This window comes from Curtobacterium sp. ME26 (assembly GCF_903970945.1).
In the GTDB taxonomy this organism is placed as follows: Bacteria; Actinomycetota; Actinomycetes; order Actinomycetales; family Microbacteriaceae; genus Curtobacterium; species Curtobacterium citri.
In genome coordinates this window covers 36,938-59,811 of record NZ_CAJCKG010000018.1, presented here as the reverse complement: position 1 = coordinate 59,811, position 22,874 = coordinate 36,938, and the positions used below count along the sequence as shown (strand labels likewise).

At 68.9% G+C, this 22,874-nt stretch carries 25 protein-coding genes; 19 read left to right on the top strand and 6 right to left on the bottom strand.

Annotation, left to right across the window (positions count from 1 at the left end):
- The first annotated feature begins 26 nt into the window (after positions 1-26).
- The 3 genes from H7A69_RS09210 to H7A69_RS09200 are packed head-to-tail and all read left to right on the top strand — an operon-like array spanning position 27 to position 1,602.
- Positions 27-284: a type II toxin-antitoxin system Phd/YefM family antitoxin gene (locus H7A69_RS09210; RefSeq protein WP_182046762.1), complete on the top strand. Its 258-nt coding sequence runs from the start codon at positions 27-29 to the stop codon at positions 282-284.
- Entirely contained in the window at positions 281-541 is a 261-nt protein-coding gene (locus tag H7A69_RS09205; RefSeq protein ID WP_182046761.1) for a type II toxin-antitoxin system RelE family toxin, read from the top strand. Before H7A69_RS09210 ends, H7A69_RS09205 begins: the two co-directional genes overlap by 4 nt.
- Complete coding sequence (locus H7A69_RS09200; RefSeq protein WP_182046760.1) at positions 538-1,602, top strand: hypothetical protein; 1,065 nt, start codon at positions 538-540, stop codon at positions 1,600-1,602. Before H7A69_RS09205 ends, H7A69_RS09200 begins: the two co-directional genes overlap by 4 nt.
- A 365-nt stretch (positions 1,603-1,967) precedes the next feature.
- Here the strand turns inward: H7A69_RS09200 and H7A69_RS09195 are convergent, their stop codons facing one another.
- The 4 genes from H7A69_RS09195 to H7A69_RS09180 form a co-directional block, all read right to left on the bottom strand.
- A complete protein-coding gene (locus H7A69_RS09195) occupies positions 1,968-4,106 on the bottom strand; it encodes a 3-hydroxyacyl-CoA dehydrogenase NAD-binding domain-containing protein (RefSeq protein ID WP_182046759.1) in 2,139 nt (712 codons plus the stop codon).
- 2 nt (positions 4,107-4,108) lie between these two features.
- Positions 4,109-5,320, bottom strand: a complete 1,212-nt coding sequence (locus H7A69_RS09190; protein ID WP_182046758.1) for a thiolase family protein — start codon at positions 5,318-5,320, stop codon at positions 4,109-4,111.
- A gap of 126 nt (positions 5,321-5,446) precedes the next feature.
- On the bottom strand, positions 5,447-6,682 hold the full coding sequence (locus H7A69_RS09185) for an HRDC domain-containing protein (RefSeq protein WP_069711017.1): 1,236 nt from the start codon (positions 6,680-6,682) through the stop codon (positions 5,447-5,449).
- Positions 6,679-7,260 carry a DUF3000 domain-containing protein gene (locus tag H7A69_RS09180; RefSeq protein ID WP_069711016.1) on the bottom strand — a complete coding sequence of 194 codons (582 nt, stop codon included), beginning with the start codon at positions 7,258-7,260 and terminating at the stop codon, positions 6,679-6,681. The genes H7A69_RS09185 and H7A69_RS09180 overlap by 4 nt, the downstream gene beginning before the upstream one ends.
- A gap of 23 nt (positions 7,261-7,283) precedes the next feature.
- On the opposite strand from H7A69_RS09180, the gene H7A69_RS09175 reads away from it, so the two are divergent.
- On the top strand, positions 7,284-8,507 hold the full coding sequence (locus tag H7A69_RS09175) for an alpha/beta fold hydrolase (protein WP_069711015.1): 1,224 nt from the start codon (positions 7,284-7,286) through the stop codon (positions 8,505-8,507).
- Between the two features lie 67 nt (positions 8,508-8,574).
- Here the strand turns inward: H7A69_RS09175 and H7A69_RS09170 are convergent, their stop codons facing one another.
- Together H7A69_RS09170 and H7A69_RS09165 are read right to left on the bottom strand one after the other, a co-directional pair.
- Positions 8,575-9,024: a SufE family protein gene (locus H7A69_RS09170; RefSeq protein WP_182046757.1), complete on the bottom strand. Its 450-nt coding sequence runs from the start codon at positions 9,022-9,024 to the stop codon at positions 8,575-8,577.
- Positions 9,021-9,932 (bottom strand): sulfurtransferase, encoded by a 912-nt coding sequence (locus tag H7A69_RS09165; RefSeq protein WP_182046756.1) that lies wholly within the window; start codon positions 9,930-9,932, stop codon positions 9,021-9,023. Before H7A69_RS09165 ends, H7A69_RS09170 begins: the two co-directional genes overlap by 4 nt.
- Before the next feature lie 182 nt (positions 9,933-10,114).
- On the opposite strand from H7A69_RS09165, the gene zapE reads away from it, so the two are divergent.
- The 15 genes from zapE to H7A69_RS09095 all read left to right on the top strand — a co-directional run bounded on the left by zapE (position 10,115) and on the right by H7A69_RS09095 (position 22,854).
- On the top strand, positions 10,115-11,065 hold the full coding sequence (zapE, locus tag H7A69_RS09160) for a cell division protein ZapE (protein WP_182046767.1): 951 nt from the start codon (positions 10,115-10,117) through the stop codon (positions 11,063-11,065).
- Positions 11,066-11,275: 210 nt separating this feature from the next.
- A complete protein-coding gene (locus H7A69_RS09155; protein WP_069711012.1) occupies positions 11,276-12,550 on the top strand; it encodes an ammonium transporter in 1,275 nt (424 codons plus the stop codon).
- Positions 12,551-12,645: 95 nt separating this feature from the next.
- Positions 12,646-13,710 (top strand): DUF6177 family protein, encoded by a 1,065-nt coding sequence (locus tag H7A69_RS09150; RefSeq protein WP_182046755.1) that lies wholly within the window; start codon positions 12,646-12,648, stop codon positions 13,708-13,710.
- Complete coding sequence (locus H7A69_RS09145; protein WP_182046754.1) at positions 13,707-14,084, top strand: hypothetical protein; 378 nt, start codon at positions 13,707-13,709, stop codon at positions 14,082-14,084. The genes H7A69_RS09150 and H7A69_RS09145 overlap by 4 nt, the downstream gene beginning before the upstream one ends.
- 55 nt (positions 14,085-14,139) lie before the next feature.
- Positions 14,140-14,499, top strand: a complete 360-nt coding sequence (locus H7A69_RS09140) for a DUF6507 family protein (RefSeq protein ID WP_182046753.1) — start codon at positions 14,140-14,142, stop codon at positions 14,497-14,499.
- Positions 14,496-16,706, top strand: a complete 2,211-nt coding sequence (locus tag H7A69_RS09135) for a hypothetical protein (protein WP_182046752.1) — start codon at positions 14,496-14,498, stop codon at positions 16,704-16,706. Before H7A69_RS09140 ends, H7A69_RS09135 begins: the two co-directional genes overlap by 4 nt.
- Positions 16,703-17,221 (top strand): hypothetical protein, encoded by a 519-nt coding sequence (locus H7A69_RS09130; RefSeq protein WP_182046751.1) that lies wholly within the window; start codon positions 16,703-16,705, stop codon positions 17,219-17,221. Before H7A69_RS09135 ends, H7A69_RS09130 begins: the two co-directional genes overlap by 4 nt.
- A gap of 160 nt (positions 17,222-17,381) precedes the next feature.
- On the top strand, positions 17,382-17,729 hold the full coding sequence (locus H7A69_RS09125; RefSeq protein WP_182046750.1) for a hypothetical protein: 348 nt from the start codon (positions 17,382-17,384) through the stop codon (positions 17,727-17,729).
- A gap of 80 nt (positions 17,730-17,809) precedes the next feature.
- Positions 17,810-18,676 (top strand): hypothetical protein, encoded by an 867-nt coding sequence (locus H7A69_RS09120; RefSeq protein ID WP_182046749.1) that lies wholly within the window; start codon positions 17,810-17,812, stop codon positions 18,674-18,676.
- Positions 18,677-19,175: 499 nt separating this feature from the next.
- Positions 19,176-19,925, top strand: a complete 750-nt coding sequence (locus tag H7A69_RS09115; protein WP_182046748.1) for a hypothetical protein — start codon at positions 19,176-19,178, stop codon at positions 19,923-19,925.
- 249 nt (positions 19,926-20,174) lie between these two features.
- Complete coding sequence (locus H7A69_RS09110) at positions 20,175-20,663, top strand: hypothetical protein (protein WP_182046747.1); 489 nt, start codon at positions 20,175-20,177, stop codon at positions 20,661-20,663.
- Positions 20,664-20,908: 245 nt separating this feature from the next.
- Positions 20,909-21,037, top strand: coding sequence for a hypothetical protein (locus H7A69_RS17460; RefSeq protein ID WP_259346158.1), 129 nt, complete (start codon positions 20,909-20,911; stop codon positions 21,035-21,037).
- Positions 21,034-22,047, top strand: a complete 1,014-nt coding sequence (locus tag H7A69_RS09105; protein ID WP_182046746.1) for a hypothetical protein — start codon at positions 21,034-21,036, stop codon at positions 22,045-22,047. Before H7A69_RS17460 ends, H7A69_RS09105 begins: the two co-directional genes overlap by 4 nt.
- 26 nt (positions 22,048-22,073) lie before the next feature.
- A complete protein-coding gene (locus H7A69_RS09100) occupies positions 22,074-22,427 on the top strand; it encodes a hypothetical protein (RefSeq protein WP_182046745.1) in 354 nt (117 codons plus the stop codon).
- 70 nt (positions 22,428-22,497) lie between these two features.
- Positions 22,498-22,854, top strand: a complete 357-nt coding sequence (locus tag H7A69_RS09095; protein WP_182046744.1) for a hypothetical protein — start codon at positions 22,498-22,500, stop codon at positions 22,852-22,854.
- Positions 22,855-22,874: the final 20 nt, after the last annotated feature.

Genomic DNA, 22,874 nt, shown 5'->3' with positions numbered 1-22,874 from the left:
ATGTGCGCAGTTGTTACTGTGTACACATGAACAGCATCTCGGAATCGGTGTCGACGAGGGAGTTCCGCGCCGACCTCGCCGCAGTGATGGGGCGCGCGACCTTCGGGCACGAGCGGATCGCCGTAACGCGCAACGGCAGGGTCGCCGGCGTTGTCATCGGCATCGACGACCTGGAGCTCCTCGAGCAACTCGAGGACGCAGCGGATCTGCGTGCCTACCGCGCAGCGAAGGCCTCGGACGACGGCGAGCGGGTCTCGCTGGACGAGCTCCGCGGGGAGGCGTGAGCAGGTACCGCGTCGAGTTCACCTCTTCTGCAGCGAGAACGATCCGAAAGCTCCCGAAGAACGTCCGGACGCGCTTGCTCGACGCCATCTCAGCGCTGTCTGGCGACCCCCGTCCTCCGGGCGCGCGCAAGCTCTCGGGTGCGGATCTCGCCTGGCGTGTCCGCGCGGGTGACTACCGCGTGATCTACGAGATCGAGGACGACGCCCTGCTCGTGACCGTCGTCCGAGCCGCACATCGCCGAGAGGTGTACCGGTGAATCCGGCACTGTACGAACACCTGGGGGTGCGCAACAGCTCGAGCGCGTTCGTTGGCCTGCTGTTGGTCGCCGCAGGGGTGATGGCGCTGGTTCTCGGCACCTGGGCGGTCGTGCACGAAGGCGCCGACCCAGGGGCCGTGATGAGCTCGGTCGGAAGCACGGCCCTGGCGATCGGCACGTCCATGCAGGACTCCCTTGATGCGCTTGCCGGCATCGTCGTCACGGTCCTGCTGGGGTTCTACGTCGCGATGATCGGCGGGCAGATCTCGCCAGGATTCGACGTTGTGTCACTCCGCTTCCGACTGAGTACTGCCGCGCTGGTCCTGGCGGCTTGTTTCTGCAGCGTTGCGTCCCTGCGGATCGCGGCCCTCGTGTCTCATGGAGCGGTCGGAGCCGTTCTCAACACCAGTCTCGAAATCGGCATCACCGTGTCGCTCGCAGTCGAGCTGAGTTCAGGGATCTTGCTGAGTCGGCAACGCCAACTGGAGCAGAATCAGCGTGTCGTTGATCGCGCGCGCACGCGTGTCCGGCGAGCGGTCCTCGCCCTCGACGATCCGTCGCGGAAGCATCCGATCCGCTCGACGGTCGCCGCCATCGTCATCACGGCGCTACCGTCGCTCGTGTTGGCCGCGCTGACGCCAGGAGCCCGATGGTCGTTCGTGCCGTTCGTGCTCGGTCTGGTCCTCTTTGCGCACGGGGCGTTCCTGCTGGTGCACTACGCAAGAGTCGCGGACGGGCTTCGCTGGTTGTCATGGATCATGGTGATCGTGCCCGTGGTGTACGGGCTCATGGTCGCGCTCCGCACACTGGAGCTGGTCGCGGCGGGCCTCCCGTGGGCGGGAGCAGCGGTGCTGAGCTCGTTCCTGGTGGTCGCGATCGCCGACCTGGTCGCTCGTGGAGCGGTCCGTCCGTTGCTGTCGCTCAGACACCTGGCGGTGCGTCTCGAGTTGACGGAGGCGGTTGCGTCGCGGCGGAGGGCTCTTCGGCGCCGGTCCGCTCTCGCAGCGGAGCACGACACGGTCGACGAGAGTGCCTTGCTCGCGTGGCTTCAGCGCCGCTGATCACCACCGAGACGAAGTTGAACGTGTCCGCCCTGCGCTTCGTGCACCCACGCGACGGTGCACGGTTCGTTCGGCCGACCGGGGAAGTGGTACCGAGGGGCGTGTGCGGGCGCTCGGCGAGGCCGGCGCCGAGTTCGTGCTCGTGGTGACCCGCACCGAAACGACCTCCGAACCGGGGAATGCGCGTCGCTCCCGAAGCGTCTTGCCCCCTTCGGCCAAGGCGACGCGTGCCTCGGGAGGGGCGACCGAGCGGCGTACCCGCGCGACGAACCAGGAAAGCGACGTCGAACCAGCCGCTGTGGCGGGTTCGACGTCGCTTCCGTGGTTCGACGCCGGGGAAGCGCGGCGTCGGCGGTACCGCCGCGCTAGCGCGAGGCGGGGCCGACGATCGCCGGGTCGTGGAACCGGCCGCCGAAGACCCGCTCGGACGCACCCGAGCGGTCGAGGTACGGGCTGATGCCGCCGGCCTGGAACGGGTAGCCCGCGCCGAGGATCAGACCGAGGTCGATCTCCTCGACGTGCTCGACCACGTGGTCCTCGAGCATCCGGTGCACCTCGTCCGCCAGGGCGTCCTCGAACCGCTGCTGCATCGTCGCCGCGTCGACCGGCTTCGCGTCCTTCTTCGACGGTGCGACGAGCTTCACGGCGGCGGGGTCGTACCCGGTCACGGTGCCCTTCTTGTCGCGCGTCAGGATCGTGCCGTGCTCGGCGATCCGCTTCAACCCGTCACCCGGGTAGAAGCGCTCCGGCCATGCGGCGTGGTGGGAGTCGAGCACGTGCGCGCCGACCGGCAGGCCGACGAGCTCGAGCAGCTCGAACGGCGACATCGGCAGGCCGAGCGGCGCCGCACCCTCGGCGACCGTCTCGAAGGGCGTGCCCTCCTCGACGCCGCGCATCGCCTCGCCGAGCACGCGGGCGAGCACGCGGTTGACGACGAAGCCGGGCTGGTCGGCGGTCACGATCGCGGTCTTCTTCAGCGTCTTCGCGACGGCCAGGGCGGTCGCGACCGTCTCGTCCGACGTCGACGCGGTGCGCACGACCTCGAGCAGCGGCATCACCGCGACGGGGTTGAAGAAGTGGAAGCCGACGAGCCGCGACGGGTCGGACAGCACCGAGCCCATCTCGGTCACCGACAGCGACGAGGTGTTCGTCGCGAGGATCGCGTCGGGTGCGATGACCTGCTCGATCTTCCGGAAGACGTCCTGCTTGACCGACATCTCCTCGAAGACGGCCTCGATCACCCAGTCGGCGTCCGCGAAGGCGTCGTACGACACCGAGCCGCTGACGAGGGCCTTGATGCGGTTGGCGTCGTCCGGGGAGACCCGCTTCTTGGCGAGCAGCTCGTCGACCGAGGACCGGATGCGCTCGACGCCGGCGTCGACCCGCGACTGGTCGACGTCGGTGATGACGACGGGGACGCCGAGACGACGGGCGAACAGCAGCGCGAACTGCGACGCCATGAGGCCGGCGCCGAGGACCCCGACCTTCGTGATCTTCTTCGCCTCGACGCCCTCGGGAGCACCGACCGGCTTCTTCGCACGCTTCTGCACGAGGTCGAACGCGTACATCGACGCGGCGAACTGGTCGCCGGCGAGCAGGTCGGCCAGGGCGTCGTCCTCGTCGGCGAAGCGGTCGTCGAGCGACCCCGACCTCGCCGCGGCGACGAGGTCGAGGGCGCGGAACGGCGACTTCGGGACGGTGCCGATCTTCGACGCGACCTGCGACCGGGCGACCTTGACGACGGTGCCCCACGCGGCCTTCTCGATCATGCCGGGCTCGTTCTTCCGGACGACCTTGGTGCGACCGGACACGACGCCGTCGGCCCACGCCACCGCCGACGGCAGGAAGGTCACGGACGGGATGAGCGCGTCACCGATGCCGATCTCGACCGCGGCGGGGCCGTCCATCAGACGGTTGTTCTTGAGCGGGTTCTCGACGATGACCCGGAGGGCCTTCTCCGGACCGATCAGTCGGGGGAGCAGCGTGGCACCGCCCCAGCCGGGGATGATGCCGAGGAAGACCTCGGGCAGCCCGATGCCCTGCGCCGCCGACGAGAAGACGCGGTACGTGCAGTGCAGGGCGATCTCCAGGCCGCCGCCGAGCGCGATGCCGTTCACGAACGCGAACGACGGCACACCGAGGTCGGTCAGCTTGCGGAGGGTCGCGTGCCCGAGGGACCCGAGCTCGTGCGCGACCTCGCGGGAGGGCAGCGCGGCCGCCTGCGACAGGTCGGCGCCGGCGGCGAAGCAGTACTCCTTGCCGGTGATCGCGACCGCCTGGATGCTGCCGGTGGACGCCGCCGCGCGCAGAGTGTCGAGCACGTCGGACAGCTCGCGCATGGTCCGCGGGCCGAGCGTCGACGGGCGCTTGAAGTCCTTGCCGTTGTCGAGCGTGATGAGCGCCAGGGTGCCGCCGGACGGCAGCGCCACGTGCTTCACGTAGGAGTGGGTGACGACCTCGTCCTCGCTCAGGGCGGTCAGCTGGTCGATCGCAGTGGTGGTCATCGTCAGGCCGCCTTCCGTGCCGCGCTCTTGCTGAAGTTCGGGTTCTCCCAGATCACGGTGCCGCCCTGACCGAGCCCGATGCACATCGTCGTGATGCCGTACCGGACGTCCGGACGCTCGGCGAACTGCGCCGCGAGCTGGTTCATCAGCCGGACGCCGCTCGACGCGAGCGGGTGCCCGACGGCGATCGCGCCGCCCCAGGCGTTGACGTTCGGGGAGTCCTGTGCGATGCCGTAGTTGTCGAGGAAGGCGAGCACCTGCACGGCGAACGCCTCGTTGATCTCGAACAGGCCGATGTCGTCGATCGTCAGGCCCGCCTTGCGCAGCGCCTTGTCGGTCGCGGGGACGGGGCCGACGCCCATGACCTCGGGCTCGACGCCGGCGAAGGCGAACGAGACCATGCGCATCTTGGTCGGCAGGCCGTGCTGCTTCGCGCCGTCCTCGGACGCGAGCAGGCTCATGGTGGCACCGTCGTTCAGACCGGCTGCGTTGCCTGCGGTGACCCGTCCGTGCGGCCGGAACGGCGTCTTCAGGCCGGCCAGTGCCTCCAGGGTGGTGCCCGGTCGCGGCGGCTCGTCCTTCGCGACGATGTCCCAGCCCTCGCCGGTGTTCACCTCGACCGGCACCACGTCGGGCTGCAGCTTGCCGGCCGCCCAGGCGGCGGCGTAGCGCTGCTGCGACTGGACGGCGTAGGCGTCCGTTCGGTCCTTCGTGATGGCGGGGAAGCGGTCGTGCAGTCGCTCGGCGGTGCTGCCCATGACGAGGGCGTCGCCCGCCACCATGCGCTCGGCGATGAACCGGGGGTTGACGTCGGCGCCGAAGCCCATCGGGTGTCGGCCCATGTGCTCGACGCCGCCGGCGATCGCGACGTCCGCGGCACCGAAGGCGATCGCGCCGGCGAGGGTGGTGACGCTCGTCATCGCGCCGGCGCACATGCGGTCGATCGCGTAGCCGGGGACCGACTTCGGCAGCCCGGCGAGCATGCCGACGGTCCGGCCGAGGGTCAGGCCCTGGTCGCCCTGCTGGGTGGTGGCGGCGACGGCGACGTCGTCCACCGCCGCACCGTCGAGCTGGCTGTTCCGGTCGAGCAGGCCGCGCATCGCGTGGACCGCGAGGTCGTCCGCGCGGGTCTTCCAGAACACCCCCTTCTCACCGGCTCGTCCGAACGGGGTGCGGACACCGTCCACGAACACGACGTCTGATGCCTTGGGCAATCGGGGCCTCCAGATCCACTTCGATCGGGTCGGGACGCGTTCCGCCCCGACCGGCCGGGCAGCGCCCGGCGACACCGGAGACGCTATGCCCGGAGGCTGGACGGACGCATGCCCGTTGGGGTGTTCCTACGAGCCGGTGTTGCTCTCGGCAGCAGGCTGCTGTCCGGCGTCGACAAAGGCGTGCGCGATGATCGACGCCGTCTCCTCGACCTGCCACGGACGGGCGTCGTGCGACGCGAGCGCGGCGCCGACGGTCTCGGTCGCGATCGGCGTCGGCGGCTCCCACGAGACCACGCGGAGGGTCTCCGGCGTGAGCAGGTTCTCGACGGGCAGGTCGAGCTCCTCGGCACGGGTGACGACGGCGGCACGGGCGGCCTTGTACCGGCGGTCCGCGTCGGGGTTGCGGTCGGCCCAGGCGCGGGGCGGCGGGAGCGTGGCCTCGCCGGTCCCGCGGAGCTTCGGCAGGTCCTCGGTCGTCCGACCCTCGTCGACGGCGGCCCACCACCGGTCGAGCTCCGACCGGCTCGCGCGCCCGGTGAACGCCTTCACCGCGCCGAGCTCCGACCGCGACGTCGGGGCGGCCGCCGCGGCCGCGACGATCGCCGAGTCCGGCACGAGCCGACCGGGGGCGATGTCGACCTCGCGCGCGTACGCGTCGCGGGCGAGCCACAGCGAGCGGGCGATCGCCAGCGCCCGTGCACCGCGCAGCGCGTGCATGCCGGACAGCCGACGCCAGGGCTCGGCCTTCGGCGGCTTCGGGGCGCGACCGAGCACGGCGGCGAACTCCTCCGACGCGATCCGGGACTTGCCGGCGGCGTCGAGCACGGCGGCGAGGGCGTCGCGGAGGTCCGGCAGCAGCTCCACGTCGAGCGCGGCGTAGACGAGCCAGGCCTGGGGGAGCGGACGCGTCGACCAGTCGGCGGCGGAGTGCGCCTTCGCGAGCGTGATGCCGAGCAGCTGCTCGACGACGGCACCGAGTCCGACGCGGGGGAAGCCGGCGATGCGGGCGCCCAGCTCGGTGTCGAAGATCCGGGTCGGCACGAGGCCGACCTCCTGCAGGCACGGCAGGTCCTGGGATGCGGCGTGGAACAGCCACTCCTCGTCGACGACGGCGTCCTGCAGCTCGGCGAAGTCGCCGATCGCGATCGGGTCGAAGAGGAAGGCGCCGGCACCGCGGCGGAAGACCTGGATGAGGTAGGCGCGCTGCGAGTAGCGGTAGCCGCTGGCGCGTTCGGCGTCGACGGCGACCGGGCCGTGGCCGGCGGCGATCGCGGCGACCGCCTCGAGGTACTCGTCGCGGTCCTCGATCACGTGGACGGCGTCGTGCGCGTCCTCGAACGCGGGATCGGCGGGGTCGGTCACTTCGTGGTCCTCCTCGGGGCCAGCAGCGTCACGCCGTCCGACGCCGGCGGGAGCCCCGCGAGCATCGCGACGATCTCCTCCCAGGCCTCGACGTGCGCGGTGAGGTCCTCGTCACGGGGCGTCCAGGACGCCCGGAGCTCCAGCTGTGCGCCGTCGCCCTGGGCGGCGAGGTCGCCGTAGCCGCGCGAGATGATCTTGGTCGCCGTGCCCGACGCCCGGTCGTAGCTCGCCCCGTGTGCCTCGAGGGCGTCGACGAGCCAGCTCCACGTGACGTCCGCGACGAACTCGTCGACGCCGATCTCCGGCTCGAGCGGTGCCTGGGCGAAGGTCACCACGCGGAACGCGCCGCCCCACCCCTCGGGTTCTGCGGGGTCGTACAGCGCGATGAACCGGCCGGTGCCGAGGTCGGAGTCGATGCCGTGCACCGCACCGGAGACGTCCGCGGCCAGGGCGATCGAGTGCGGCGCGATCCGCGAGGGCGAGGGGATCTCGGTCACCGTCGTCTCGGTGCGGGTGCCGCCCGACGCGACCAGCGCGCGCAGTCGCGCGAAGGCCTCGGGCTCAGCGGATTCGGACACGCTTGCAGACTAGGCTCCGCACCATGTCCCGATCAGCGCGACCCGCCGAGGACGTCGCCCAGGAAGCCGTGCGCTCGGCGGGCCTCGTCGCACTCGGGGCGGGGGTCGCCGCCGCCGCGATCGGCACCGCCGTGGTGGGCGGGTTCGTCGCCGCCGTCGCCCGCGCCGTCGTCACCCCCGACCGGAAGCGCGCCGAGCGGGTCCCGATCCACGCGGTCGACCCGGACCGGATGACCGTGACCCTCGAACGCACCGCCGACACCGAGCTCCAGGGCCGCTACAGCCTGTGGTTCGGCGGCGGCACCGGGCACATGCGGATCGGCGAGGTCCTCGGCACGACCGAGACGACCGTCACGCGGCGCATCATCGCCGTCGACGCCGGCGACCCGACCACCGCTCGACGGGGACGCTGGGGCGGCTGGTTCTACCTGAACCCCGGCGAGCTCGACGTGCCCGTCGAGGACGTCGACATCCCCACCCCGAACGGCCCCTCGCCGGCCTGGATCGTCCGTGCCGACGACCCCGACGCCCCGTGGGCCGTCCTCGTGCACGGCCGCGGTGTCACCCGCGCCGAGACCATCCGCGCCGTGCCCGTGTTCCGCGCCGCCGGGTACTCGGTCGTGCTCGCGTCGTGGCGGAACGACGGTGTGGCACCGCGGAGCTCCGACGGCCGCTACGGGCTCGGCACCACCGAGTGGGAGGACGTCGACGCCGTGCTCCGCTGGCTCGCCGCCCGCAACGCCCGGAGCGTCGTGCTCATGGGGTGGTCGATGGGCGGTGCGGTCGTGCTGCAGACCCTCGTCCGCTCGCGCTTCGCCGGGATGGTCGACGGGGTCGTCCTCGAGTCGGCCGTCGTCGACTGGCACGAGGTGCTCAAGTCGCAGAGCCGGGTGCTCAAGCTGCCGCGGCCCGTCCGGAAGGTCGCACAGCGGCTCCTCCGGACCCCGGTCCTGCACCGCGTGGTCGGCCTCGAGCAGCCGGTCGACCTCCGCGAGCTCGACATGGTCGCCCGGGCGGACGAGCTGACGGTGCCCATCCTGATCCTGCACAGCGACGACGACGGGTTCGTGCCGTCGTCGGCGTCGCACGAGCTCGCGCGGGTCCGGCCCGACATCGTCCGGCTCGAGGTCCAGACGACCGCGCGGCACACGAAGCTCTGGAACCACGACGCGGACTGGTTCGACGCCCGCATCCTCGCGTGGCTGACCGAGGTGGTGCAGCCGACGGACGCGACCAGCGCCCGGTAGTCGGCACGCTGGACGGACGGGAGGCGCGTGGCGGATCCGCCACGCGCCTCCCGTCCGGTGGTGCGTCTCAGGCCGCGGCGGCCGTCTGCACCTGTCGCTGCACCCGGCCGAGCATGCCGACCATGCCCCGGATCCGCAGCGGACTGACCGCCTCGGTGAGCCCGAGCGTCAGCGGGTAGTCCACCGGGACCGCGAGGACCTCGGGCGCCGTCAGCCCGGACAGCCCCTGCGCGAGGATCGACGCGAAGCCCCGGGTCGTGGGCGCCTCGCGGGGTGCCGTCGCGTGCATCCGGACGACGTCGGGAGCGTCGCCGTCCGCACCCACCGTCACCGTGATGAAGACGGGGGACTGGCACTCCTCGACGCGCTCGAGCTCGTCCTCGTGCCCCTGCAGGCGCTCGGGCAGCGCGGGGAGCTCGTCGGAGAACTCGAGCAGCAGCTGGAGCCGGTCCTGCTGGGACAGCTCGAGGAAGTCGTCGCGGATCTCGGCGAGGGCCTGGGGGAGTTCCTCGCTCATCGGGCGGGCACGGTCCCCGGCTCGGTCCCGACCGCGATCGGCACGCGCACGGCGCTGCCCCACTCGGTCCACGAGCCGTCGTAGTTCCGGACGTTCTCGTAGCCGAGCAGGTGCTGCAGGACGAACCAGGTGTGGCTCGACCGCTCACCGATGCGGCAGTACGCGATGACCTCGTCCGCGTCGCCGATGCCGGCACCCTCGCGGTACACGGCGTCGAGCTCGTCACGCGACTTGAACGTGCCGTCGGCGGCGGCCGCGGTCGCCCAGGGGATGTTCACGGCGGTCGGCACGTGGCCGGCGCGGAGGGCACCCTCCTCCGGGTAGTCCGGCGCGGTGGTGCGCTCACCGGAGTACTCCGGAGCGCTCCGCACGTCGATGAGCGGCTTGCCGAGGTGGTCGAGCACGTCCTCCTTGAACGCGCGGACCTGCTCGTCGCGGCGCTCCACGACGGGGTACTCGACCGGGGTGACCTCGGTGCGGTCGGTGGTGAGCGCGCGGTCCTCGGCGATCCACTTCGCCCGGCCGCCGTCGAGCAGGCGGACGTCCTCGTGGCCGAACAGCGTGAAGACCCAGAGGGCGTACGCGGCCCACCAGTTGTTCTTGTCGCCGTAGATGACGACCGTGGTGTCGCGGCCGATGCCCTTGCCGCCGACGAGCGCCGCGAAGGCCTCGCCGTCGATGTAGTCCCGCTGGACGGGGTCGTTGAGGTCGGTGTGCCAGTCGATCTTCACCGCACCGGGGACGTGGCCCGTCTCGTAGAGCAGGACGTCCTCGTCGGACTCGACGACCACCAGATCCGGGGAGCCGACCCCGGCGTCGAGCTGCTCCTGGAGCCACTCGGTCGACACCAGGCGCTCCGGGTGGGCGTAGGCGGCGAACTTCTCGGACGGGTCGACCGGTGCGGTCATCGGGGGTACCTCCAGGGGGTGCGGCTGCACCGGACTAGGATCGGTCGTCGGTGCCTGTGGGCAACGGTACGCGGACGTGCCGTTCGACTCCTGCAACGTGACACCCGCCGACTTGCTTCCCTCCGGAGGACCCGTTGCCCGCTCACCTCGTCGACCGCGACCCGCAGGTCACCCCGCAGCAGATGGCCGCTGCGCTCGTGCCGCCGCCGCAGTTCGCCGACGCGTCGTTCGCCAGCTACCGACCCGATCCGGAGTACCCGTCGCAGGCGGACGTGCGCGACGCCGTCGAGCGGTTCGTCGCGACCCGCCCCGAGCCGGCGAAGCGCGGGCTGTTCGGCCGGCGGCGCGAGCCGGTCCAGCCGACGCGCTCGGGCGTGTACCTGGACGGCGGGTTCGGTGTCGGCAAGACCCACCTGCTCGCGGCGGCCTACCACGCGGAGCCGTCACGCAAGACGTTCGGCACGTTCATCGAGTACACCGCCCTGGTCGGCGCGCTCGGGTTCCAGGGCACCGTCGACCTGCTCCGCGGGACCTCGCTCGTCTGCATCGACGAGTTCGAGCTCGACGACCCGGGCGACACGATGGTGATGACGCGCCTCATCAAGGAGCTCTCCGAGACGGGGACCCGGTTCGCCGCCACGTCGAACACGCCGCCGGGAGCGCTCGGCGAGGGCCGCTTCGCCGCCCAGGACTTCCTCCGCGAGATCCAGGCGATGTCGGACCGGTTCGACACCATGCGCATCGACGGCCTCGACTTCCGCCGACGAGCGGTCGACGAGTCGGCCCGTGTGGTCGACGACGTCGTCGCCGGACTGCCGGCCGGCGCCACGACACTCGACGACTTCCGTGCGGTCGTCGGTCACCTGGCGAGCGTGCACCCCTCGAAGTACGTCGCGCTGGTCGACGGGCTCGACGCGGTGGGGCTGACCGACGTGCAGGCGTTCACGGACCAGACCGACGCGCTCCGCTGGGTCGCACTGGTCGACCGCCTCTACGACGCGCAGGTGCGCATCGTCGCGTCCGGCACGCCGCTCGACCAGGTGTACCCGCAGGCGATGCTCGACGGCGGGTACCGCAAGAAGTACCTGCGGGCCGCGTCGCGCGTGGTCGCGCTCTCCCGCGCCGCCGACTGAACCGCGCGACGGACGGGAGGCGCGTGGCGGGACCGCACCGCGCCTCCCGTCCGCCCGTTCCCGGCTCCCCGAAACACACCGTTTACACGGGGACCCGTCGCGTTACACCCGCGAAACAGTTCGTGCTCCCTCGCGAAACCTCACGTCGCCAGACTCTGAACACCCGAGGGCGGTCCCGAGAGCCGCACTGCAATCGCGAGAGGTGAACAGATGCTTGATCAGGGCAACACGGCATTCGTGTTGATCATGGCGGCGCTGGTGTTGTTCATGACACCGGGCCTGGCCTTCTTCTACGGCGGCCTGGTGAAGGCCAAGTCCGTCATCAGCATGATGATGATGTCCTTCGGGGCCATCGCCCTGGTCGGCGTCCTGTGGGTGCTCTACGGCTACGCGATCGCGTTCGCCAACCACGGCGCCGGCACGAACGTCGCGGGCATCGTCGGCTTCTTCAGCATCGACTGGAACCAGATCGGTCTCGGTCAGGCGTTCGAGGAGTCGCAGGCGTCGACCATCAACGCCGCGTACCCGTCGATGGCCTTCGTCGGCTTCCAGGCCACCTTCGCGATCATCACCGTCGCCCTGATCTCCGGTGCCATCGCCGACCGCGCGAAGTTCGGCGCCTGGATGGTCTTCGCGGGCGTCTGGGTCACCGTCGTCTACTTCCCCGTCGCGTCGTGGGTCTTCAACCTGACCTCGGGCATGTTCGCGACCTGGGGCGTCATCGACTTCGCCGGTGGCACCGCGGTCCACATCAACGCCGGAGCCGCCGGTCTGGCGCTGGCGATCGTCCTCGGCAAGCGCGTCGGCTTCGCCAAGGGCGCGCACAAGCCGCACAACCCGCCCTTCGTCCTGCTCGGCGCCGCGATCCTCTGGTTCGGCTGGTTCGGCTTCAACGCAGGTTCAGAGGGCGCTGCCGACGGCGTCGCTGCGCTCGCCTGGGTGAACACCCTCGCCGCCCCGGCCGCCGCGATCCTCGGCTGGCTGCTCATCGAGAAGATCAAGGACGGCAAGGCCACCTCGGTCGGCGCCGCCTCGGGTGCGGTCACCGGTCTGGTCGCCATCACCCCGGCCTGCGCCGCGCTGACCCCGGGCTGGGGCATCCTGCTCGGCTTCCTCGCGGGCATCGTCTGCTGCTTCGCGATCGACTGGAAGTACAAGCTCGGCTTCGACGACTCGCTCGACGTCGTGGGCGTCCACCTGGTCGGCGGCATCTTCGGCACGCTCTACCTCGGCATCTTCGCCGACGGCACCGGCCTCATCTACTCGGGTTCGTTCGAGCAGCTCGGCAAGCAGGCCGTCGCCGCCGCGGCCGTCCTCGTGTACTCGTTCGTCCTGGCCTTCGTGATCGGGTTCGCGATCGAGAAGACCATCGGCTTCCGCGTCAAGACCGAGGACGAGGTCGCCGGCATCGACACCGCCGTCCACGGTGAGGAGGGCTACGTCCTCTACGAGGAGCGCGACGAGACCCCGGTCTCGGTCCGCTAGCACCGTCCACCCCGCACGACGACGGGCCCCGCGCACACCAGCGCGGGGCCCGTCGTCGTGTGGGGCGGCGGGCGGGTGCTCGGTAGGGTGGCGCCGTGGACGACGTCACCCTCGCGCACCCGCTCGTCGACGCGGTCGGGCCCGGGTTCGTCGTGCACGAGACGGACGCCGCGGTGGTCGACTGCTCGAGCGAGCGGACCGGACTCCTCCTCGAGGCCCGCCGCGCCGGGGTCGTGGCCGTGCTGCTCACGCCCGGGTCGTCCCGGCTTACCGCCGCGATGTCCGCGATGCTCCGCCGCACGGCGTCGAGCTGGGTCGTCCGCGAGGGGGACCGGTACCGCGCAGCCGGGTCGGACGTCGTGGCGGACGACGTCGCCACCGCGATGCTCGCGCCGCAGACGGTCACCCGCTCGGCGACGATCGGGCCGGGCGCGGTGCCGTGGGTCGAGGCGCTCGTCTCGGTGCACCACCCGGCATCGGAGGCCGCGACCCTCGGGCGGACCGCGGAACTCCTGCTCGCCGGCCTCGGCGACGTCGGCGATGTCGGCCTCGAGGCCTGGGGCACGGTCGAGCCCGCCACGCTCGCCTGGAGCGTTGCCGAGGTCACCGCCTTCGCCCGCCGCCGGGCACCCCGACCGACACGCCTGGTCGCCGTGGCACCCACCACCGGCGGAGTCGCGTCCGTGCAGCTCCGCATCGAACGCTCGGCCACCGGCGTGACCGAGGAGACGCGGCTCGTGCTGCCGCGACCCGCCCCGTCGGACGCGCTGCCGACCGACGACGACATCCCCACGGTACTCGCGGACCTCGCCCAGCGACAGCGGGTGCTGCTCGGCACCGCCTGGCGGACGAGCGGACACCCCGACGCCACCGTGTCCGCCCACCAGCTCCCGCTGCCGGTGCCGCTCGGCGCCGTCGTCGGGGCCGCAGCGGTGCGGGACCTCGGCATCGATCCCCGGACGCTCCCCACCGGTGCGCGGGCGGTCGGACCGGCCCGGGTCCCGTCGCTGGTGCTCGACCCCACCCCTGACGACGTGCGGTCCGGGGTGGTGCTGTCGCGCGGCGCCGACGCAGAGGCCCGGTGGCGGCGGCTCGCGCAGCTCGGGGACGCGCTCGGGCCGCGTGCCGTCGAGATGCTCGGCTTCGGGGACCGACGATGAGCGCCGAGTGGGTCGTGCTCTCGCCACGGCACGTCGACGCCGCGGTGGTCGTCGCGGCAGCGGCCGGCGAGGACCCGGCGATCGGCATCCGCCAGCTCTGGGAGGGTGATGCCCTGCAGCTCGTGGCCGACGACGGGATCGTGCTCCTCACCCTGTTCCAGTCCCGCGAGCTCGTGCGGACCGTCGATGCCGCACGGCTGCTCGGGACGCACTCGACCGGCACCCCCTTGTTCGGGGGTGACGAGCCGGTATGGTGGACGTCGGTCCACACGGCCGCCCAGGACCCGTCCCGAGCGGCGGCCGAGCGGATCGTGCGGGACGTCGCCGCTGCGGCCGGGGGCCTGGCGGTGTCACGGTCCGCCGTCGGAGACTGACGAGGATCGACACGGCGCGTCGCGGGACGACGGGACCACGGAACGAGGGGGAGCGATGGGGAACGGCTGGCAGATCGACCCGGCGGGCGTGCAGACGACGCTCGCGGGCACCGAGACAGCGGCGACGAAACTGTCGACCGCGTTCGACGGGCTGGCCGATGCCCACGCGGCACTGACGACCGCGGTCGGTGACGACCAGGCGGTCGCCGGAGCGGTCGCCGCCCTGATCGAGAGCCACACGGCGCTGCTGCAGCGCGTCGGCAACCACATCACCGCCGGTCTGGCCGGCGCTGCCAACGCGACCATGGCGTACTACCAGGGTGACGAGGAGATGGCCGCGACGGCGCAGGCCAACGCGATCCGCGCCTCCAGTACGGGCGACTTCGCCGGTGTCGACCTCGGGGACGGCGCATGACCGGGCAGTGCCGCGCCGACGGCCTGATCGACCCGGACGCGATCCCCGGCGCGAACATCAAGCCCGAGCAGGTCGACGCGGCCGGCACCGCCTTCGCGACCGCCGGCACCGACGTGCAGACGCGCGGATCCGAGGTGAAGACCGCGTGGGCCGGCCTCGGTGGCAGCTACACGACGCCGGACTCGGCCGAGCTCCTCGCCGTCATGGACGGCGTCGAGACCGACACCGCTGCGCTGGCCGGGACCATGCAGAAGGTGTCGACCGCGATCAGCGACTACGCCACCGTCGTCGCCCCGATCGCGCGACGGCTCGTCGAGCTCAAGGCCGAGGCCGAGACCTTCGTGGCGAAGGCGCTGCAGGGCAAGACGGTCGGGCCGTGGGACCCGGAGCACCCGGCGAACCAGGGACCGGTCGGCCTGGTGCAGCACTTCGGCGAGATCCTCGACGACGTGCACCTGCGCTGGGACGAGTACACGCCCTACGTCGACGAGAACAACGAACTGCTCACCAAGGTCGCCGAGCAGGAGACGAAGCTCTCGCAGGCCTCGACCGACTGCGTCAACGCGATCAACGGGCTCCGGACCGACATGTGCATCGCCGAGGTGCAGGCCGTCGACTACACGGCGGCCGTCAAGGCGAACGAGCCGATGCCGTGGGGGAGCACCGGCCGCGGCGACCAGTCGTGCCAGGAGTCGTTCAACTCCGGCGTCGGTGACGCTGCCGTGGGGACCGTCGAGGGCCTCGGTGGGCTGATCGGCTACAACTCGCAGACCGGCGAGTGGGGCGACGGCGAGTGGGCCGGGCAGTCGTGGCTCGGGTTCGCCGAGTCGCTCGGGGCGCTCGCGCTGATGGGCAGCCCGCCGTTGATCCTCGCGGCCACACTGCCGCCGGGCGTCCTGCCCGACGTGGTGCGCGAGACCGCGCAGGGCATCACGGCGAAGCAGCAGGCGATCGTCGAGGGCTTCGTCGGTTCGCCGGAGGACTGGCGGGACGACCCCGCTCACGCCGCCGGTGGTGCCGCGTTCAACATCGGGACGCTGTTCATCCCGGGTGCCGGCGAGATCGGTGCCGGCGCGAAGGTCGCCGCGGTGGGGTCGCGCGTCGCGGCCATGGCGGCGGACGGCAGCCGACTCGCGGCCTTCGGGTCGAAGATCGCGGCGGCGGGGACGACGATGGTCCGGGTCGGGGACGCCCTGTCGGCGATCCCCGGTCGGGCGCTCGACGGTCTGGGAGACCTGGTGTCGCGGGGGCGGGGGAGCTTCGCGGACGCGCTCCGGGGGCTCGGGGACAACATCCCGACGGTGAAGGTCAGCGTGGAGCACGCGATGGCGACACCGGACGGGTTCGGCGTCGGGCTCGGGCGGCCGCACATCGAGGTGGGGCACCCGGAGCCGGGGTCGCACTGGTTGCACTCGGTGGCGGATCGGGTGGAGGGCGGGGGAGGCGCTGAACACGAGCCTCACGGCGAGCACTCGAACGCGCAGGCCCACGAGGTGCTCGGCCACGACCGCGGCTCCGGCCACGTCGTCGGCTCGACGGCTGAAAGCGCAGCAGCTCGAGGATCCGCGGACACAGGCAGTGACGCTTTGCCCGACCAGCACGTGTCCTCGGATGGCCCGCCGTCCGCTCACTCGGCGCATGGCGTCCCGACGGAGCAATCTCTGACAGCAGCAGAACGGGCTGCGCGATCTGACGCGATCTATGAACGGTCCGGCTTCCGCCCACCGGATACGGCGCGGCTCGAACAACCGGTGATCGGCGCCGGTGAAGGATCGAACTACGGTCGTTGGGCGGCAAGCACGAGAACCGCGGGTGGCCCAGGCGCGTTGGATCAGGAGTGGGCAACCGGCGTACAGCCGCTCCCGGATGGACACATTCCTGAGTACATGGTCCCGAATCCTTCCGGCGCGAGAGACCTGGAATTCGACGGATTCGAGGTCGTCGATGGACGACCTCAGTACATCGAGGTGAAGGGTAATTACTCCTGGTTGGAGTCGATGAACCCGGAGCGGCGCGCCAAGATCATTGAAGATTGGCTGGATTCCGCGGCCAACAAGCTCGACGCAATGGCCGAACCTGATGCGGTTCTCCGCTGGGTGTTCACCAGGGACCGCGACGTTGCCCCGCAATTCGCTCGCTTGGCGTCTGAATATGATGGTATCATGGTGGAATATCGTCCGATCCCGGATGGATTCAAGGGCTGGTGACTGACATGGTTGATGTTTCGGGTTGGCACGCGAGCCTTCGATGGGCAGCGCGAAGTGACTCCGTCGACAGCATCGTGCAAGCAACCTTCCAGACCTGTGAACGCTTCATTTTCGCTTTCGGAGAATTCCGCGGCACGTGGCATGCAAGTAGTGCCCAGAGGACGGTCGAACTGCTCTCTCCGGAGTTCTCGTCGTTCGTGACCGCGAGCGTCGTCCGCACCAGTGGAGCGCCAGATCCAACTAGAGGCATCAGCTTTGCGCTGATTTCGCCGACCGTTCGCGGCGTCCATGCGATGATACGCGTGCGAGCTGGCGCTACTCATGAAAGTAGAAGAAGTGCAACGAACAGCGTGACGATGGACTTCTTGGCCGCGACGCTCGGCGAGCCACCGATCATCGACGGGGAACCGTTCGAGTACAGTAATTTCGCTTCGTGTGCTCGGTCGATCAGCGACTTCTGGAACGCTACGGACGTCCGGCTGACTGATCGCGCCAGCGGAGAGTTGCTGACCTGAGTTGTGCCCCGCTCGTACACGCGGTCTGAGAGGAGAGCCGTGCCAGCGGGGAACCAACGGGACGGAGGACCGCAGATGGTCAGGATCTCCACCCACGTCTCGCACGAGACGGCGATGCGCAACGAAGGTCTGGCCGGTTGTGCTCTTCAACAGATCGTCCGTGCTCGATACCGAGGACTCGGGACGTACCGTCCATGCCGAATCGATCATCAGTGACGTCGTGCCTCGGAGCGAACGCGTGCGTTCGCCGTTGGAAGAGCTCATTGATGGAGGCGAAGATCGACTGCTCGGCGACCACGGCGCATACGTCGTTGCGACCGCGGGTGGCGGTTCGCCGTTCGGAGCGGATCTGGTCGCTCAGCATGGATCCACGGTGAGCTTGACGTCATCTACGAACATCAAGCGCCCGATTCGTCGAATGCTCCAGGCAGAGCCGGACCTGCCCCTGCGCATGGACACCGCGGTCATCTGGGTGGCAGTTCTCATCGCTCCGCTGCATCGCGGGTGACCTGGGGTGGGCGTGGGGATGAGCCCGAGGTGAGCGTGATCAGCAACAACCGACTTTTGAGTTGTTGAACGGAGGCGGGTTTGGGGAAATTGGAAGCCGAAATCGCGGCACAGAACGCGGTGGCTTCGCTCACTCTTCGCACGCTCGGCCAAGGATGGTCGTCGTGCTGCGATGTCTTCGTGGAAGTAGCGAACACGCAGCAACTCAACGGCATTCTCCTGACCTCCGACGGCCAGTCCGTGCGACGGCCGGCACCTGCGTTCGAGCTGTACCGAGCATGGGGGTATCTCCGTGAGGTGATGTCAGGCCCGGAGCGTGGCGCGTGGATGACCGGGCATCTGCGTGTTTCCAGCAACGGGCATTACAGCATGGACTTCGACTGGGACGAACGACCCGTTTGGCCGGTTGCGGTCGACCCAGAGGGGACGATCCACAACGGGCGAGACGTTGAGCGTTCCGCTTTGCTCGACGACTTGCGCAGGTATCCTCGTGAAGCGCGCATGACTCCGGTGTGGATGGCGAACCTTCAGGCTGCGCCGCGTCCCGTGTTCCGAGATGACGTCTGGCCGGACGAGCTTCGCGCTATGCAGGAGAACGAGGATTGGCTTGTCGTCGCCGAGGGTGTCAAGCGTCTGATCAGTGATGCAATTCTCGATGATGAACTCGATCTCCTCGAGGATGACGAGCTGGCAGATGGTCTGTTGCAGGATGTCCTCAACGGAGTCGATGCGAGGCGCTTTCTCTCCATGGCAGCGGCGGTTCGGTCCAGCGTCATCGATCAGCGTGAACCGGACACATCCGGTATCGAGCTTTCCGGCAACGCGCGCGAGATGCTGTTCGAGAATCAGAACACCGCTGCCGAAGTCGAGGTGGTTCGTGATGCACTCGAGGCCCTCACGGCCTTCGAGCGACGCGTCGTCGTCTCGGCGGAGACCGATCACGCGTGAGGAGGTTGCGGCGTGACGCCGAGCCCTCGATCTCAGGTCAGTGACAGTCAGTGACCCTTCGTAGCAGGTCCTCATCAGGAAGGCCATCGCACTCGAGATGGGCGACAAGAGCAGGCGCGGGAGCGCTTCGAGCAACTCGGTGCGGGGCTTCAGCGCAGATCGAGCGCCGTAGAGCATCGGGTTGCACTTGATTGAGTCGCGTTCTCAGCGCGCAGCGGTGCGTTCCTTCATTGAGCTCCGGGAACCCGCCGTGATGGCTGGTGCACCGCGACCGTACGCTGCCACAGCCAGGGAGGGCCGCCGTATTCTTGGTGAGCTGAAGCCGCCACGCCGCGGACAGTCGGCGGCAGGTCATCACCAAGAATCCTGCCTCGTTCGAGGCGTCGGGGAAGGCTGGGGGCTGGGAGTGAGCTCGTTTACTGAACTTCACGATCTGCAGAATCGACTTGCGATCATCACCTTCGACCGCCTACACCCTGGATGGTCCAGAGCGACTTCTGTGTTCGTGGACGTCGGTGTCACTTCCAGATTGCAGCGTGCTGTACTTCGCGAGACGTCATTGGTGTACTCGCCCCCTGCGGACCTGACGGAGTACCAGGCGTGGATTGATCTCCGTGAACTCATGGCGGACGATTCACATGGAGCCTGGTTCAGTGGACGTCTTCACCTCGAACAGACCGGCGCTTACCGGTTCGAGTTCGACTGGGACTCGGAACCTTCCTGGCCCGTGGAAGTCGACCTCGACGGCAACATCGTCAAGAGCGAGCGCGTTGAAACGTCGCAGTTTCGCGAGGATCTCCAGCGGTATCCGCGCACTGCCGAATTCATTCCCTCGTGGCTCGGGGAAAGACTGGTGCCCACCGGGTTGCGCTTCGCTGACACCTGGCTCGAGGAGTTCCGCGCACTCGCGGACCACCCAAACTGGCTGATCGTGAGGGACATGCTACGAGATGCGGTACAAGCCGGCACCGATGATCGCGGAGTAGCGGTCGGAGCGGATCAAGTTGCGGAGGTTGTGTCCAGTGAGTTGGCCGCCTCGACGACCGTCGGCCAGATCGAGAGGCTGTACCGAGACGCGACTGGACTGGGGCTCGTCCCGAACCTCCCAGAGGCGTCGAGCGAATCATCCACGAAGACACGGAACGCACTCCTGGCTGACGAAGCATTCCGAGAACGGTTCGACGCCTTGTTCCAGCCCCTTCTGTCGCTAGCGGCTCAGGAGCTCGGGAACGTCGTTCCGGCTCACTGACCTTGACTGGCGGTATCGCCAAGAGGACCGTCCGAGTTGGATCGACCTCGATTCACGTCGAAGTTGCGGGTGCTCGGGGTGCGAGGGGGCAAAAGTGCTTCACTGAGGTGCTTCGCTCGATATCGGGAGGGCTCCCAGGCGGAAGTTCGGGATGACTGGCAGGAGTTCCTCCGAAGACGTGCAATCGGGTCCTGACTCAACACTTCGGGGAGTCTGACCGGGGCAGCTGAGTGTCGAAGGAAGGTGACTGTGGTGATCGACGTCAGTGGTTGGCTGCTCGTCGCGGAATGGGATGCTCGAGCTGAATCAGCTGATGCCATAGCCGCTCGCATCGTCCAGACTTCGGCCGCGGTGCTCGAGGCGTTTCCCTCCTTCAACAACACCTGGACTGTTCACGACCGAACGATCCTCGGCGCGGATGCACGATCCTGGGGAGGGGTGATCGCCGCCTCGCCCTACCGGGTCGATGGCGTGGCGGAACCCGCTCGTGGATCTGCCCTCTCCTTGGTCTCCGAGTTCGAGAGTGGGACTTTCCTTCGAGCGGTCATCACAGCTGGTGCCACCTTCCAGACCACGCTGCACAAGCCGAATGAGTTCGCTCTTGACTTCGTGGCGGATCCGTTCAACGCTCGGATCGAGGTCGATCTGCCAGAGCGAGCCCGGCGACGGTTCGGACAGCTCGGCGCTGAGATCCAGCGCATCTGGGCCGCTGGGGACCTCCGTGTCGAACACGGATGAGTCGCGGGCCAGCGTTTGACCGATGTCGGGAGCAGGAGGATGAGCATGAAGCCTCGAGAATTACCAATGCGGAGGTGAAGCGCGGAGCGCCCGCTCTGAGGAATCTCCTGAACGCCGTTTTCCACACTGACTGGCGCGACGACTTCGACAGCGCTCGCGAGGCTCTGGAAGCGGACCTGTCGCGATACGGAGATTCAGACAGGCAGTTGGTGCACGAGGAAGCCGCTTAATTGCTCGCGAGCAATGTGACTGACTCGCAGGTCGAGCACTTCCTCGAGTCGTCGGGAGCGGACCTCTGGATCGAGTCAGAGCTGCACATGAGTGGACGCGTGTTCGCGCGGCTGATCTTCGACCTGACTGAAGACACCGCTTGATCGTCTCGACGGCTTCGGCGGTTCGCCACCGGGATCATCTTGACCATTCAGCGCGCATACACTGTCCACCTGTTGAGGTTGGTCGGATCGAGGACGAGATGAGACGGCTGCTGACCGAGGACCCCGCGGGGCTCCTGCGAGGCGGCGACGCGCACCGGAGGTTTGGCCGATTGAGTTCATCAGCGGACTACTACGAATTGCAAAATACGCTTGCGATCCTCACATTCGACCGGTTGGAGACGGGTTGGAGGAGAGCGACGAGCGTGTTCGTCAGCCTCGGCGTCACCGCTCGGGTCGAACGTGCGGTCGAAACCGCGGGAAACGTCATGCATGGCCCGCCGGCTGACCTTGCCGAATTCGAGGCGTGGAGCGCGCTGCGTGAGGCAATGACCGAGAAGGAGCGCGGCGCGTGGTTCACCGGTGTCCTCCGACTCGAACCGATCGGCGCCTACCGGTTCGAGTTCGTCTGGGACGACGAGCCGCGTTGGCCGCTGTTGATCGACATCGAGGGGAACCTCCTCGAGTCACTTCCGGTCGAGAAGGCGGAGCTCCGCGAAGATCTCTCGATGCATCCAAGGGCTGCGTCTCACACCCCCGCATGGCTCGTCGAACGACTCGGATCAGCCCCGATCGGCTTCCGGGACCGATGGACTGAGACCCTTGCGCCACTGGCGGAGAGCCCGAACTGGAACATCGTCCGCGACATGGTGCGTGACGTGATCCAGGTCATCGGCGACGACAGCCAGCCCCTTCTCGAGAGTGACGTCGTTGCAGAAGGCGTCAGCAGCGACCTCATCGGCTCGACGCGAGCAAGTCAACTGATGCGACTTCTGCGTGATGCATCAGCCGCTGGCCTCGTGGAGGAACCGGCGTCGCTACGATCCGATGAGAGCCGACCATCCAGCGCGGTACTCAAGGAAGACGATGTGTTTCGACAGAACATCCTTGTGCTGATGCATCTGGTCGACCAGCTTGCAACTCAAGAGGTTGCAAACGTTGTGCCGGCCTGACGAACGATTGGTGCAACGGCGTCCACATGCGACTACTCAACGAGATCAATTTTTCCAACTACGGCAACCGCATCCCCTTGATCGGTGGGTTCATCGAGAATCTGTTCCCGTTCTGGTGGGACGACTACTCGTCGGTGGCTGACTACCTTGACTTCTACCTCGACGGGTTCTCACGCGACGCGTTCGCCGTCATGGCGAGTGAGTACCGCTCGCTCGACATCGACGATGCTCAGGACGAGGACATCAACTCCTTCCTCCACCGGATGAACGCGAACTACCGATCCGATCAGGGGCCGAGCGGCGGACGGCAGATGCTTGCGCAGATCGGCGAACGGGTGGGGCAACTGGAACACGGCGCGATGCTGAAGCACGTTGACTGACACGGAACCCCCGGCACGCCACAGGTGTTCTTCGTCGGGTCCGCGTATCCATCGATCGAGGAGGAGAGCCGTGGCACCGGTGAAGGATCTTGATGCCTCCGGACTGCGGCGCGCCCTTCCCGCCCTCGCCGGGTGGCTTCCGGGCGCCCTGTACTCGAGCTGGGAGTCGGACTACAGCAATGCCGTCGAGGCGCTCGACGATGCACTCGAGGGGCTCTCGCAAGGAACGGCGACGGCCATCCAGGATGAGGTCGACACGGTGTTGCATCCGGGGGCGCGTGAGGATGACTTCTCTGCGATCCTCGTGAAGCTCGGCGTCAACCTCGACCCGGAGCGGCACCTCGGTCTGAGCGGCCGAGAATTCTTCCGACGCCTGTCGGAGGCGGTCCTGACGCGACGCTTCGACGCGCCAGATCGTTCCGTCTGAGCCGTCCCGTCCACTGGGAG

What these genes read in the sequence shown, in the direction of transcription:
- H7A69_RS09195 (WP_182046759.1), bottom strand. Translation starts at nt 4,106, where the DNA reads ATGACCACCACTGCGATCGACCAGCTGACCGCCCTGAGCGAGGACGAG.
- H7A69_RS09175 (WP_069711015.1), top strand. Translation starts at nt 7,284, where the DNA reads ATGTCCCGATCAGCGCGACCCGCCGAGGACGTCGCCCAGGAAGCCGTG.
- H7A69_RS09210 (WP_182046762.1), top strand. Translation starts at nt 27, where the DNA reads ATGAACAGCATCTCGGAATCGGTGTCGACGAGGGAGTTCCGCGCCGAC.
- H7A69_RS09170 (WP_182046757.1), bottom strand. Translation starts at nt 9,024, where the DNA reads ATGAGCGAGGAACTCCCCCAGGCCCTCGCCGAGATCCGCGACGACTTC.
- zapE (WP_182046767.1), top strand. Translation starts at nt 10,115, where the DNA reads ATGGCCGCTGCGCTCGTGCCGCCGCCGCAGTTCGCCGACGCGTCGTTC.
- H7A69_RS09165 (WP_182046756.1), bottom strand. Translation starts at nt 9,932, where the DNA reads ATGACCGCACCGGTCGACCCGTCCGAGAAGTTCGCCGCCTACGCCCAC.
- H7A69_RS09155 (WP_069711012.1), top strand. Translation starts at nt 11,276, where the DNA reads ATGCTTGATCAGGGCAACACGGCATTCGTGTTGATCATGGCGGCGCTG.
- H7A69_RS09140 (WP_182046753.1), top strand. Translation starts at nt 14,140, where the DNA reads ATGGGGAACGGCTGGCAGATCGACCCGGCGGGCGTGCAGACGACGCTC.
- H7A69_RS09100 (WP_182046745.1), top strand. Translation starts at nt 22,074, where the DNA reads ATGCGACTACTCAACGAGATCAATTTTTCCAACTACGGCAACCGCATC.
- H7A69_RS09135 (WP_182046752.1), top strand. Translation starts at nt 14,496, where the DNA reads ATGACCGGGCAGTGCCGCGCCGACGGCCTGATCGACCCGGACGCGATC.
- H7A69_RS09145 (WP_182046754.1), top strand. Translation starts at nt 13,707, where the DNA reads ATGAGCGCCGAGTGGGTCGTGCTCTCGCCACGGCACGTCGACGCCGCG.